The following is a 15,301-nucleotide window of genomic DNA, read 5'->3' on the forward strand; positions in this document are numbered from 1 at the left end:
GTCCTGGTTCTCGGCGTGTTCCGGGCCAAGAGCCGGTGGCGCGGGATGCCGTGCTGGATGGGATGCTCGCGAATCTGGAGGCGACGGTCGAGCGGATGCGTCGGATGGACGCGGACTGGGAAGCGAGCGATCGTGCGCCGGAGGGGCCGGACGAGTCCGGTTCGCAGCGGGATCCGGGTGCGGAACCGGTAGCGCGTGACGAGCAGTTGGAGGGGATGCTCGGGAATCTCGAGGCGACCGTCGAGCGGATGCGCCGGATGGACGCGGAGTGGGCGGCCGCCGAGGCCGCGCGGGACCAGGCGCGTCGGACCGACTCGGCACCGCGGGACGAGCCCGGGGAGGACGGTCCCGAAGCTGCCGGCGGAGTGCGTCCGAGCGGACCTCCGTCCGACCCGCCGTCGACGCCGGGGTGGGCGGCGGACGAACCGAGCACGCCGGATCAGGCGCGGCGTCCGGATGGTTCTTGGCGTCCCGATCCGGACGGGCCGATCGGTGAGCGGCCCGATTTCCTCGGTGCACCCGACGACTCGCTCGGCCGCAACGGGGATGTCCTGTTCGAGGGCAGTCTGCCGGAGGGCGGGACACCGCTCTACCGCGGCATCCCCCGATTGCTGCCCGACGGTTCGGTCAATCCGGCCTACGCCGAGGCGGTTTCGGGCCGCGCGGTGCCGCGGGGAACCGTGAGTCTGTCCGCCGAAGAGCACATCGGTCAGCGTCGCGCCGCGGAGAGTGACACCACGTCGTGGTCGCGCACGCGCTCTTCGGCGGAGGCTTTCACCAACGGCGACGGCGTGATCCTGGAATGGCGCACGGGGCTGCCGCCGGAGGGCGCGTCGTGGAAGTTCAAGCCGATCTTCGACCTGCCGGACCAGTTCGCCCAGGTGCTCATCCAGGGGACACTGTCCGACGCGCAGGCCACCAGGTATCTCAGCGAGGACGCGAATCCCGAGCCCGTCGCGCAGCAGAACGCCGATCAGCAGACGGGCGCCACCGCGACGCCGCACCGCACGCCGGACGCGGACGCCGCGGCGCACGCTCGCGACGTCGAACTGCTCGGCGCACCGGCCGGCGACGAGTGGTCGCGGCTGAGCGCGGCCGAGGTCGGCGAGCGGCTGCGCGAGCACCTGAGGCAGGTGACGGGGAATCCCGAGTTCGAGGTGTTCGGCTTCGACGCGGACGGCGTGCATCCCGAGGTGGTACGGGAATTCGCCAGGGCGATGGTCGATATGGCCGACCGTTTCCCGAACGCCGACGTGCGCAGCGTCGGGCTCGGAGAACTGCCGCCCAAGGTGATCGGGGCGGCGCAGCCACGGGTGGACCCGGTCACGGGCCGCGTGTTCACCGAATCGATCGTCCTCAGCAGCGACTACGCGAGGAGCGCGGAGGGTTTCCGGGAGCGGATGCGCGAGGGTGTCGAGCGATACGGCCACTCGCCGACCACGTTGCGCCGCGCGGTCTACGCCGCGGTGGTGCACGAATACGGCCACGCGCTCGACCACGCGGGACAGCAGACCACACGGCACCAGGTGGAGGACGCCTACCTGGCAGGGCGCTACGGCGAGGACTGGCTGGGGCAACTCAGTGGCCACAGCTTCGATCGCGAAGGCATGTTGCGTCCGGCCGAGGCGCTGGCCGAATCCTTCGCCGAGGTCGAACTGCGCAAAGCCCTCGCCGCGGACGCCCTGCGCGGCTTGCGGCCCCTCGGCGCGGCCGAACTGGAGCTGTACGAGCTGTTGGCCCGCAGCACCGAGAACCCGCCCGAGCCCGGGTATCGGCCCGATGCCTCCGAACCGGACTACTCGGGACCCGACACCACGCCGCTTCCCGGTGATTCCGATGCGGCGCTGCTGGGCGCCCCGGCCGACGACGAGTGGTCACGACTGAGCCCGGCGGAGGTCGGCCAGAAGCTGCGCGACGACCTGCGCCGGATGACCGACAACCCCGAGTTCGAGGTGACGGGCTTCGACCGGGACGGCCTCAATGCCGAGGTGCTGCGGGAGTACGCCCGGTCGATGGTCGACATGTTCCAGAAGTACCCGCAGGCGGACCTGCGCCGAATTGTCATCGATGACCTTCCGCACGACGTCTTCGCGTCGACTACTCGAAGGGCCGACACCAGCAACCTCCGGGTGTATGCCGACGAGCTGCTGATCAATGCGCACTATGCCGCGAGCGCGACGGAATTCCGGAACGCCGTCGATGCGGACTCCGCGTCCGGATGGCTCCATCCGGGCGTCGCGCGCAGGCCCGTGTACGCGGTGGCGGTCCACGAGTTCGGCCACGTCCTCGACTTCAGCAGCAGCTCCTACGCCCAGCGCAAGCTCGACGCAGCGCTGCTGAAGCACTACATGTCCGATCGGCTGGGCGAACCGACCACCGAGGGCTACCTCGATTGGCTGAAGGACAATCTCAGCGGGTACAGCCTCGAGGAGTCCGGACTCCTCAACCCACGCGAGGCGCTGGCGGAGGCGTTCGCTGACGTGGAGTTGCGCGGCCGCGACGCGGTCAGCGAACCCGTGCGCGTGGCATACGACCTGCTGCGCGAAGCACTCGACCGCAGTGCGCGACGCGGTCGGATCGGCCATTTCCTCGATGGATTCCGGCTCGCGATAGACACGGTCCGCAACGCCCCGGATGCCGGTGAGCGACATGCGATTCGGTCCGAGCCCGATCAGCCGAGGAACGAGATCGGTGCCCGGACAGACGATCCGGTTGCGCCGGGCGACCGGCACGGTCCAGGACCGGTCGCGCGGGACGCCGCCGCTGAGCGTCCGGATTCCGCGGAACAGCAAGCAATTCGGCTCGACGCCGAGCAGCCGGGAGACGCGGACGACCCGCGGCGCGAAGCGGACTCACCGCTCGATGAGCCTGATCGCCGCGTCGAGGAGCCCGGCGCGCGCGACCTCGTGCGCCCGGACGAAGGGCAACCGGTCGGCTGGCAGTACCGGCCGATCGACGTCGCCGCAGCCGAGGTGCGGGAAGTGCTGGTGCGCAGCGAGATCGGCAGGCAGGCGCTCACCCGGCTGCGCGATCTCGGCGCCGCGATCCGGTTCGAGGAACCCGGCGACGGTCCGGGACTGCCAGACGGGTTCGACGGGCGGACGATGGAAGTGTTCATCGGCACCCGTGGGCGCGACCAGCTGGCGCAGGCGGCGGCGGTCGTGCGGGCCGCGGAGCTGGCCAGAGCGGTCGTCGAGGGCAGGCTCGAGGTGACCCCGGCCCGCATCCGCGAGCTGGACCGGGCCGATCACGTCGCCGCGCGCGTGCGCGTGGAGGCGGAGGCGCTCGGCCGCCAAGCCGAATTCCACCGCGAGATGCGCGAGGCCGGTTACGACCCGCACGGCGGGCCGGTGCGCGATCTGATCGATGCCGCACAGCGCAGGGCGCTGGAATCGGTCTATCTGGACGCCTTCGACGCGACCGGGGGCGTCGATCGGACGGACGGCCCGCCGGTGGACGAGCCGTCACGCCAGGCGATCCGGGACGCGGAGGTGGCCCGGTTGACCGCCCGGCGAGACACGGTGGCCGCGGAGGTCGACGCGGCGCGTGCCCGGCGCGCGGAGGCAATGCGCGGCCTGGCGAGCGAAGCGGATGTGCGAACGCGAGCCGCGTTGACCGACACACTGGAGCAGTTGCACGGCCGGACCACGCGCGTCGATCAGTTGCGTGCCTGGCAGGACCGGCTGGCGGAGCTGGAGCGGGCGGCGCTGCGGCTGATCGACCTCGAGGAGGTGCTGGCCGGGGCCGACGCGCAGTTGCGGCACGTGCTCGACGCGGGTGCGGTGGCACGCCGACCGGATCTGGAACAGCGTCGCGCGGCGGGCGTGGACGAGCTGCTGGCCGACCCCCGATTCGATGCGCGGGCGGACGTGGGCGACGGGTCGAGCGGCCGACACGAAGCGGGCGTGGACGAGCTTCCGGCCGATCTGCGGTTGGATGCGCGAGACGGGCTGAGCGCCCGGCACGAAGCGGGCGAGGAGTGGGATGCCGCGCACCGCCCGAGCACACCCGAGGAATACGCTCCCTCCGATCTCGCGACGGCCCGCGAGATGGAGCGACTCCAGCGGGCGGAGTCGGCCGCCAGGCGCGAGCTGACGCGCATCGAGGCGGACTGGGATCGCGCGTTCCGGCGGCTGAAGAATGCGTACAACCTGCCCGACGACGAGATCCCGTCCACCCGGCAGGAAATCCTCGACCTGTTCCGGGAACGGTCCGAGCGCATCGACATCTGGAACGGCACCAGCTACGTGCTGCTGCTCGCGGAACTGACCGCTCAGCACGCGCGGGTGAGCGCGGACCGAGCCCGGCTCCTCGGCGAGATCACCGACGTCGTCGCGCGGGACCTGTCGGATCGGGCCGCCCGCGCCGGTGATCCGCCACCCACCGGCATCCGGGTCCACCTCGACGAATCCGGTGTCCCGCAGGTACTCCGGGATTCCGCCGACGTGCCCGCCGCAGACGCACGGACCGATCCACCTCGGCGCCCGGCCGAGGAGACGTACCCGCTGACGATCACCGAGCACGCGGGCACGATGCTGGACCGGGCGTTGCGCGCACTGCACGGCAGCGATCTGGGCAAATGGGCTGCCGACCTGCTCGATCGGCTCGGTGTGGACATCCGGTTCACCACCGAGTCCGAGGCGAGCATCGTTCGTCTGGACGGCGGCCGCTACGGCCTGCGCCCGGCCGCGGGCTACGACCCGGTCACCGATACCGTCGTGCTCGAATCCGACGGCGGAGCCGACCGGCATGCCGCGGAACTGATCCGTGCGGCGCGGCTGGCCGAGCAGGTGAGCGAAGCCGCGGGCGAACCGCTGGCCCGGCTGGCCATGTCCCGCGACGAGTACGTCGACCTGATGCTGGATCGGATGGCCGAGGCGTACGCCCTGATGTACGCGGGGAACGCGGATTTCACCGGCAAGATCGATCTGAACCGGATCGGCGTCGACGACCTGGAACGCGCCTACGCCAAGGCTTACGACGACGCGCTGAAGTACGCGGAGAAGACGTACTGGAAGTCCGGCGTCGTCCGGTCCTTCCCGCTCTACCACCGGGCCGCCTTCCGCGCCGGTGTGCGCGCCGTGCGCGAGCATCTGAACAACCTCGGCCCGATGGTCGACTGGCGCAGCTACGGGGACCACTTCGGCGCGGCGTGGGACCGCGCGCACGGCATCACGCCGACCGAACCCGTCGGTACCGACGCACCGGCGATACGCGAGGACACCCCCGCCCGTATCGCCGAGCGCAGCAGGCATGTCGCGTTGGAGATCGAATCCTTGCGCATGCTGCGTGATCTGGGCGAGTACGTTCCGGTCAGCCCGGCCGAACGCGCTTACACCGAGGCATACGACAAGGCATACACCAAGGCCGACAAGGCGCACCGCCGCAATCCCGCGGCACCGCCACCCGAAGAGGTCGCTTACCAGGCCGGCCGCGAAGCGGTCCGCCGCTATCTCGATCGGGTCGGATTGGCGCAGGCCGAAATCGCCCTCGACGTCGTCCGTGCCGCGGGCAATCACGGAGAGTCGAGGTGGGGCCATCCGAAGGCGCCCGAGGACGGGATCGCGCAGGGCTCCGACCGCACACCGAATCACGAGATCGAACGTGCCGCCGAGCCCGATCTCGCACGGCGCGTCCTCGACCAGGAATTCGACAGCCACCCGCATCCCGAGCGGCTCACCGACCGTGTCGCGCGGTATCCGGACTACTCCGAGCCGGGTTCGCGCCCGCGCTTGGTCGTGGTCGCCGAGCCGGGTCAGCACGTCGACGCTCTGCGCGAATTGGCGCTGAGCCATCCGGAACTCGCCGACGTGTTGTGGGACCGATCGCACTACCTGGACTACCGGAACGCGGTGGTCGGGGCCGGTGGCCTGCCGACCATGCACCACATCACGGTCACCGCGGCGGAGGGACCGTACCGCCATCCGAGCCCGGATGAGGCGGAGACACAGATGCTGGCGCATTATCTGCGCTACCGGGCCGATGGCCTGACCCATCTCGGATTCGACGAATGGATCAGACAACTCGGTCCCGCTGCGTTCTACACCGCCGAGGACGCCAAACGGGCCCGCGGTACCCGCCGCCAGGGCTGGCATGTCGAAGGCAGGCTGGTCGACCGCTTCCTCGAAGCGGGATACCGCACCGCGGCCGAAGCCGACCCGCCGCTGGGGCCGCCGCATCCGGCCGAGATCGCCCACCGGTTGTACACCCGCCAGATCCCGCTGCCGGGCGACACCGGTATCCGACGGCCCGCGCATCACCAACTGGAGGTCTTCAAGGTCGGGACGACGCACTTCGGCATCTACCTGGAGGCCGACGGCAACGGCGGCTGGCGCGTGCCCGCACCGGTGTCGACCGGGTCGGACGCCGACGTCCTGGCCACGCATCTGCAGGGCTTGGCGGCGCCCGATCGGAAAAAGCTGGTCGCACGGATCGTCGAGATGCTCAACGACGGTTCGGCGGACCTGACGGATCGCAGTCAGCCACGCAACAGGTTCGGTCGGTTCATCGATCGGCTCACGCCGGGCAGGTCTGGGACGCCGGAAGACGATAGCGGCGATCGGTCCACGGACGAGGGCGACCACCCTCGGGTCGACCGGGATCGAATGGCGGACGAGTCCGGGCGTGCCGCACGTCCGCCCGAGGACATCGCACCGGACGTGACCGATGCCGAGGTGCTCGGTGTCCCCGGTGCGGACGAGTGGTCGCACCTGAGCCCGCACGAGGTCGGCGAGCGGCTACAGGATCGGCTGCGCGCGGCCATGGGCAACCCCGAGTTCGAGGTGTTCGGTTTCGATCTGCCCGGTCTCGACCCCGAGGTCGTGCGGGAATACGCCAGGGCCATGGTCGACATGTACGAGCGGTTCCCGCACGTCGATCTGCGCAGCGTCGGCATCGGCGATCTGAGAAGAGGCGAGCTCGGGTACGCCGACGGTGCGATCGACGAGGTCAGCAAAGCCGTTTACACCAGGGCGATCGTCCTCAGCTACGACCACGCGACGAGTGCGCGGGACTTCCGTGCGGCGGTGTACAACGCCATCGGAAACGATCAGTTCAAGCCGATGATGCTGCGGCGGCCGGTCTATGCCACCGTGGTCCACGAATACGGTCACGCGCTCGATCACCACGGCAACCTCGCCGCCCGGCGCCGGGCGCAAAGCCACCTGCTCGACCTCGCCGCCGCCGACCCGGACGCCGACTTCGGCCAGTGGCTGCGGGAACTCAGCGGATACAGCCTCGACGACGACGGCCTGCTGGACGATCACGAGGCGGTGGCCGAAGCCTTCGCCGAGGTCGTCCTACGCGACATGCTCGACGACCTGGGCCCGGCTGGTAAACCCGTGCGCGCGCTGCACGACTTGCTGTTGGAGCACGCGCGCGATCCCGTCGAGCTGGGCCGCGACGCCGAAGCGCCGGCCAACGACCGCCTGGTGCTGGACGACCCCGTCGACCAGGTCCGAGATCTGCTCGGGCAGACAGAGTTCGGCAAGCAGATCCTGGCGAGCCTGGACCACGGCCCGACCCGCACCAGGTTCGAAGATTTCGCGCAGGACGGACGAACCGGCGAGTTCCGCCGCAGGGAGCTGGCCGCGCTGGCCTTCACCGCGGGCAACTCGCAGGTGCGGCAGGCGCTGACGCTGGCGCACGAATCGCTGCACGCCCAGCGGTACCTGCAGCGGACGACTGCGAACACGCCCGAGCACATTCGCACGATGTCGCGGGAGGAATTCGTCGACGCGATGATCGACGAGGAAGCCGCCGCCACCGGGCGGCACTTCCGGCTCGCGCGGGAACTGCGGGCGCTCGGTTACGAGATCGCGGAGCATCCGCTCGAGCAGCGCTACAACGAAGTGTTCGACCAGGTGATCGAGAACCTCGGCCAGGACAAGCCGTGGACCCGCACCGAGGCTCACGAACATGGTGTCGCGGTCCTGCGCGACTCGATCGGCCAGGTCGAATGGAACAACGGGCAGACCTACGCCGGCTACTACGGAAACGCCTGGGACGAAGCCGATACCGCCAGGGACGGCGCGGCGGAGCCGGGCAGGCACCGGCCGCTGTCGTCGGTCACCGCGGACGGGCTGTGGCAGAGCGCGCTGCACCGCCAAGACGCCCGGTTGCGAGCGCGGGAGGCCGCCGAGGAGTTCGCCCGCCGAGCCGAGGCGGTCCTCGGCGAAGGCTCGGGCGACCTCACGCGCTCAGACATCGAGCGGGCACTGCGCGAGGCCGAGGCCGACCTGGACACGACTACCCGGGTGGACCACGGCGCGAAACTACTGCGCAGGCAGCACGATCTGCGCGTCCTCGCCGACCTGGCCGATCTGCGGGACCAGGCCCAGGCCCGGCTCGAGGGACGCAGGCACAGTCTTGCCGCGCTGGCCGCGCGTGACGTGCTCGGTGCGGTCGTTCGCGGCGAATCGGGCGCCAGGGTGCTCACCGATCACGTCGCCTATGTCCCCGGTGAGCCGGACCGGCTGGTGATCGCCGCGGAACCGGGTGACTACCAGCGGGTCATGCGGGAGGCCGAGCGTGACCCGTTCGCCGCGGCGCTGCTCGGCCGCGACGGCGTCGACCGCAGGTACCTCGCGGTCGAGACCGACGACTTCGGCCGTGTGCAGGTCCGATCGGTCGACGCACCCGATTCGGCCGCGCCGCACGAGCCCGTCGCCGATGTCACGCCGCGCGACCTGTCCGGGACCGCGGCGGCCGAGCGGACCGCGCGCATCAGGGCGGAAATGGCGAGGACCGAACTCGGCCGAGAGGTCGACCAGGCACTGACCGCACACCAGGTGACGATCGAGTACCGATCGGGTGCGCCGGATCGCTACTACCCGGCCCAGCGGCGACTCGTCCTCGACCCCGGCCTGTCCGACACCGACCAGATGCGCGCGCTGTTGCGTGCCGGGGTGCACGCCGACCTCGCCCACGAGCCGGACATGCCCAATGCCGCCCGGCTCCGGACGCAATCGTCGCGACGCCGGTACATCGCCGTCATGCTCGATCTGGAGACCGCGGCGCACCTGATGGAGTTCGCCGCGATACGCCAGCTGCGTGCGGCACTGCACGACATCCCGGAAACCCAGCTGGAGCGCGCGTACACCGACGCCTTCGACGCAGCCCGCGAGGCGGCCGCGGCGGCAGAGCCGGATGCCACGCCCGAGCGGCTCGACGATCTGGCGCGCGAGGCCGCGTTCGACGTGGTGCGCCCCCTGATGGACACCCAACTCGTCAGCCCGGACCAGACCTACGCCGAGTTCTACGGTGACGCCTGGGACGACGCGAACGGCCACCGCTCCTTCGACCGGGTCGTCCAGGATGCGATCGCCTCCGGCGAGGCCGAGGTGACCGTGCTGCGCGAGGGCGATTCCCACCACAGCGCCCGGTGGGTGGAGCGCGTCCGGTTCGCCGACGGCACCGAACTCATCCGCAAGACCGTCGTCAATCCGCGCCACGCGGTCGCCGAGGTGCTGACCAGCGTGCTCGGTCGCGCCATCGAAGCGCCGGTGCCCGAGTCGGTGCTGGACCCGCACGATCCCACCGTCGTCTACCAGCAGGTGATGCCGGGCGAACCGGCCGCCGACCGGCACGGCGGCATCCTCGACCCGCACGAACTCGGCTACGCCGATTCGGTGCCGGGCCGCGCGCTCGGACTGCTGGACACCCTCGTCCGCATCCCGGACCGGGACGGCCTCGGCTGGCTCGCCGGTCCGGATCGCGGGATCGCCGGAATCGACCACAGTCGTTCCTACGAGAACAGCGACGAGGCGCGCGCGGCCATCAGCCCGTTCGCCGAGGGATTCCTCGTCCGAGACGGCGACGGGACCGTGCGCTACCGCGACAACCCGATGACCCGCGAGGCCGTCGACATCCTCCTCGACCGGGTTGCCGCGCTGCGGCCGCGGTTCGAGCGCTACGGCCGCGGCGGCTGGCACGACCTGGTCATGGAACGGCTGGCGCAGGTGCGCGAGCACGCCCGCGACGTCGGCCCGGTGCGGCGGTCCGAGCCGCCGCAGTTCTACACGCCGATCGGCGGCGACGACGACATCGTCCGTGTGGTGCCCCGGACCGAGCAGACCTACGACTGGCGTGACAACGACGACCACGGCATCTACGCCACCCTCGACCCCTTCGAGGGCGTCCTGCGGGTCCGCATGCGCGTGTCGGACGGGCCGACCGAGGCCGCGACCATGTTCGGCAACGCGATGTCGGAACTCGGCGGGCACTGGGTGAACGAGATCCAGGGCGAGTGGCAGCGGGAGGGCGCTTCCGACGCCCTCGACGCCGACCAGCGCGACCTCTACCGAACGGCCGAGGAAGCGGTGGCCCGGACCCTGCTCGGCCGGCTGGCCGCCGAGCACGGCTTCACCGAGGTGCGTATCGAGCCGGCCGATTCCGGCGACAACACGGTGCCCATAGTGCGTTTCACCAAGCCGGAGTTCGCCCCCGCGGACACCGTCTCGACGCCGGACGACGCCGACGCACCCGACCGCACCGCCGACGGGAGCCCGCAACCGGCGGCGGATGACGCGGCCGACGCCGACCGCACGGCCGATCAGCGGGAGCAGACCGACACCGACGAGCGTAAGACCGAAGACCTGTGGCAGCTGGAACCGGTCGACATCGCCACCGACCAGGTGTGGCAGATACTCGAGCAGAACGCCATCGGGCGCGAGGCGGCGCAGGTGCTGCGCGCGGAGGGTGCCCGGGTACGGTTCGCCGATCTCGGAAACGAGATCGGCGAGGCGGACGCGTTCGACCGGCGCACCATGGACATCTCGGTCGACACCCACGACCGCGGACAGGTCGAGCTGGCAGGCGAACTCGTCCGGCTCGCTGCCCTGACCGAGGCGATCCGCGACGGACAGGTGGAGGTCACCCCCGCGCGCATCCGGGGCACGACGCGCGAGGACTACGTCGCGGCACAGTTGCGGGCCGACGCAGCGGCGATCGGCAGGCAGGCGGAATTCCTGCGCCAGCTGGAGCAGGCCGGGTATCCGGGCCGCCCGACGGCGATGGCGCCGGTCGATGTGCACTATCGCCGCGCGATGCACCAGCAGTATCTCGACGCCTACGACGCGGCCGTGTCCAGGCTGGAACAAGCCGATCCGACGGTGGACGCGGAGCGGCTGCGGGAGCGCGGACGCGCGGCGGGTGTCGATGCGCTGCTCGCCGGTGAGCTGTTCGACGGATCATGGTCCGAGGGGGAGAGCGCCAGCGCACGCAATGCCCACGGCCGCGACTGGGATGCGGCCCAGCGGATGGATATCCCGAGCGATGTGTACCGGCCGGCGACCGCGGAAGCCGCCCGCGACACCCAAGCCTTGCTGCGCAGGCACGCCGCCCTGAACCGGGAGATCGGCCGCTTCGACGCCATGCGGGATCGACTGATCCCCCACCTCGAGGGATTCGACCCCGAGAACAACGTGTTCGACCGGCAGGCGCTGCGGCCGGATCGGTCGTTGCTCGCACACCTGCAAGACCTCGCCCAGGCACGGCTCGAGGTCGGTGACGACCAGCTGTCGTTGTTCCAGACTCAGGTACGGGTGCTGACCGACCTCGCGGCCGAGCGCACTCGCGTAGTCGAGGCGCGGGACCGGCTCGCACTCGAGCTCGCGGCGCGGGTCGGGCACGACCTGATGGACCGGCAGGTCGACGAGGCCGGTGGCAGCTGGCTCACCGACCGGGTGGCGTGGGTGCCCGGATCGCAGCCGAAGCTGTTCGTCGCGGAGACCGGAGACCGGTACACGCGGGTGACCGGCGACGAGGCGCCCTTCACGTCGGTGCGGGAAACGCTGTGGTACCAGGATGTCGTCGCCGACCGGGTCTGGGTCGACATAGACGACTCCGGTGACGTGCGGTTGCGTCGCCAGGAGACGGACCCGCGCGACGTCTGGTCCGAGGAAGACGGCCGCTGGATGCGCGAGCATCCGGAGGGGCGGCGTGTGGCGCCGCGGTCGCCGGACCGTTCCGCGACCGAGGAGCCGACACCGACCGGCCGCACGGCCGAGCAGAAGACGCCCGCCGAACACGCGGCCGAGCAGCTCGATCGCGCGCTGCTCGAGCTGGACGGCGACAACCGGCGTGTGTACATGAACATGCGGGGCGAACGGGTGCGCGGCGAGGGGAATTACCCCGGCCGGTGGGCGATGAGCACCGTCGACCGCCACGGCATCGAGGTGCGGTTCACGCTCGAGGACCAACTCGCCGCGCGCGACGGCAGGCAGGTGCTCCGGTCCGGCACCGGCTATGTCCCCTCCGCCGATGCCATTGTGCTGCACCTGAATTCGTCGGCGCTCGAGCTCGCCGAAACGATTGTCCACGCGGCCACCATGGCCGACCGGACGCGAGCGGCGGGCGACGGAACGCTGGAGCGGGTCACCCTGTCGCGTGACGAGTACATCAGCACGATGCTCGACCGCCAGGCCGAGGCGCACGCAAGGGCTTTCGAGTTCACCCGGGTGCGCGATCGGCGCAATTCCTACCGCGGCGAGGACGAACGCACCCCGGACGAGCCGCGCACCGTCGAACACAACGACCGGCTGCGTCAGTCCTACGACGAGGCGCGCAAGAAGGCACGCAAGGTCGCCGCGCGTGCGTACAAGGGCAATTCCTCGGTCCGGGACACGATGCTGGACGCCGCGGCCTTCCGTGCCGCAGTGCGGGAGGTGCGCGCCGCGCTGGTCGAGCGGGGACCGCTGATCGACGGCGTCGACTACGCCACCTACTACGCCGCGGAATGGGACCGCGCCAACGGATTCACCGCCGCCGATCTGGACCACGCCCCCGATCCGCACAAGCAGGACTCGCCGGAGCTGCGGCGGATGCGCACCGCCGACTTCGCGGTCGAGATCGAAACACTGCGGATGCTGCGCGATTCCGGCCGGTTCGTCCCGGTCGGGCCCGCCGAGACCGCCTACACCCAGGCATACGACCGGGCGTACCGGAAGGCGCGACGCGCCGACGACGGGACGCCGCCCGAGCGTCGCGCGATGGACGCGGGGCTGGCCGCCCTACGCAAGTACGTGGACAAAGTCGGCCTGCCCGAGGCCGAGATCGCGATGGAAGTCGCCCGGTCCGGCGCGGACAACCAGGGTGAATACCAGCCGTGGCCGCTGGACGACGATCCGAGCACCCGGACCAGGGTGGCTACCGAGGAGGTCGGTGATCTCGGTGCGGCGCGACGCGCGATCGCCGCCCTGCTCGACCGGTACCCCGAAGGCGTCCGCCTGACCGAACGCATCGCGCTGCTCCCCGACGAGAGGTGGGACGGGCAAAGACTCGTCATCGCGGCGCAGCGGGGCGGCCATATCGACGCGTTGCTCGAACTGTCCGTGCGGAATGCGGAATACAGCGACGTGCTGTGGGCCGGCACCCAGAACCGACAGTATCTGTTGGTCACACCTGGCGAGGAGGACGGACGCACCCGCTGGCTGAACTCGGGCGAGGCGGAGGGAGCGTATCGGGCGCCGAGCCGCCACGAGACGATGGAACAATTCCTGGCGCACTATCTGCGGTATCGGCTGGCGCGCCGAACCGGTCTCGGCTTCGAGTCCTGGTTGCGCCAGCTCGGTCCGGAGATGTTCCACACCAAGAAGGACCAGCGCGAGGCGGACGCGCACGAGGCATACGAGGGCCGCGCGAACAAGGGAACGCTGCGGCCGGACGCCCTGCGGAATTTCCGCACCGAACCGGAGGCCGACGAACCTCATCCGGCGGTGGTGGCGCACCGGCTGGCAACGAGGCAGGTGCCGCTGCCCACGAGCTGGGGCCGAGGTGTGTCTTGGCCGCGGAGCACACTGGGCCGCATCGAGATCGCGGACTACACGTTCGGCATCGTCCTGGAGGCCGACGGCAACGGTGGGTGGCGGGTGCCCGCCCCGAACGGCGACGGCGGCCTCGATGACGCCCTGAGCCAGTTGTTCCAGGGCATGTCCGACAAGAGCCCCAAGCGGCTGGCCAACCGGATCGCCTCGATGCTCGACGACGGTGGGGCCGATCTGATCCGGCGCGAACCCCGCGGACGGTTGCGCCGCATGGCCGGGCGACTGTCCCTCGGGTCGCGCGATGGCCAGGACGATGCGCCGAGGGCGATCGATGCCGGCGAGTCCGAACACAATCCTCCGCAGTTCGGCCCGCCGCGTCCCCCCGACCCCGACGAAGGCCGCCGCGCCGAGGCCGACCAGCGGCGGGCGGTGCTGGAGCGACTGGCCGCGGAGAACCGGGCCGCGGTCCGCGAGCGCGATGCCGCGCGCGCGGCGGACGACCCGGAACGGCTTGCCGGGGCCGAGGAGCGCGTCGAGCGCCTGGATCGGGCGATGGCGGCCGCCCTCGAACGCGACGTGCTGCTGCGCGCCGGTGCCCGCCCGATCACCGATCGCGTCGGCATACTCGCGGGTGAGCCGCCGATGGTACTGGTGGTGAATCTCGGCGGCACCGATCCCGCGCTGGCACTGACCGAGGCCGCGGCCCGGTATCCGGAGGTGGCGCAGGCGCTCGACCGGGCCGCCCGGCCGCGGGAGTTGCGAGTCGACGCGGACGGCACCATCAGGGTCGTGCCGTTCGCCCCGCGGGCGGACGGGCCGGAGCACCCTGCGGGTGCACCGCCTCAGCGGGAGGGAGTGGCCGAGCCAGGCGATCCCGTTGACGTGTCACGACAGCCGGAGGATGTTGCCGAGCCGGGCGGCGCGGACACCGCACAACCCGCCTCCGGCGACGGCGGCGCCGAAAAGCCGCCCACCACACCACCTTCGGCGGACGGACCCGGCGACGAGCCGAGCCCGCGCTCGGACTGGTACTTCCAGATGCGGATCGAACAGGCCGACTGGGAAGCGGACATGGCCGCCGACCACGCCGCCTGGCTGCGCGAGCTGGCCGACGCCCGCCCGAACGACCGGTGGGCGCGATTGCGCGCCGAACAGGCGGAATGGAACGCCCGGATGGCCGCCGACCGCGCGGCCTGGCTGCGACTGGAGCAGGCGCAGCACGAGGCCTGGACGGCCGCCGCCGAGGCGGATCGGTTGCGGCGCGCCGCCGACGCCGACCGCGACGATCCGTGGGCCGAACTCCGCGCGCAACAGGCGGAATGGGACGCCCGGATGGCGGAGGACCGGGCCGGCACCCTCCACCCCCCGGGACGCAATGGTTGCGCAGGTTGTACACGCCGATCGGGACCGCGCCACAGCACGATTCGGGCGCGGGCATACCGGACTCGGCGGCCCCGGCGCGGCCCGACCCCGCTCCATCGGCTGATTCGCCCGCCACGCCGAAACCCAGCACACCACCGCGCAGCGCGGACGAGTCG

The 15,301-nt window shown here is 71.1% G+C and carries 1 protein-coding gene; it reads left to right on the forward strand.

The window, feature by feature from the left end:
• Positions 1–35: 35 nt before the first annotated feature.
• A partial coding sequence (locus ON19_RS31655; protein ID WP_043701190.1) for a hypothetical protein occupies positions 36–15,301 on the forward strand: 15,266 nt, incomplete at its 3' end.

The organism is Nocardia abscessus NBRC 100374 (assembly GCF_000308455.1).
GTDB lineage: Bacteria > Actinomycetota > Actinomycetes > Mycobacteriales > Mycobacteriaceae > Nocardia > Nocardia abscessus.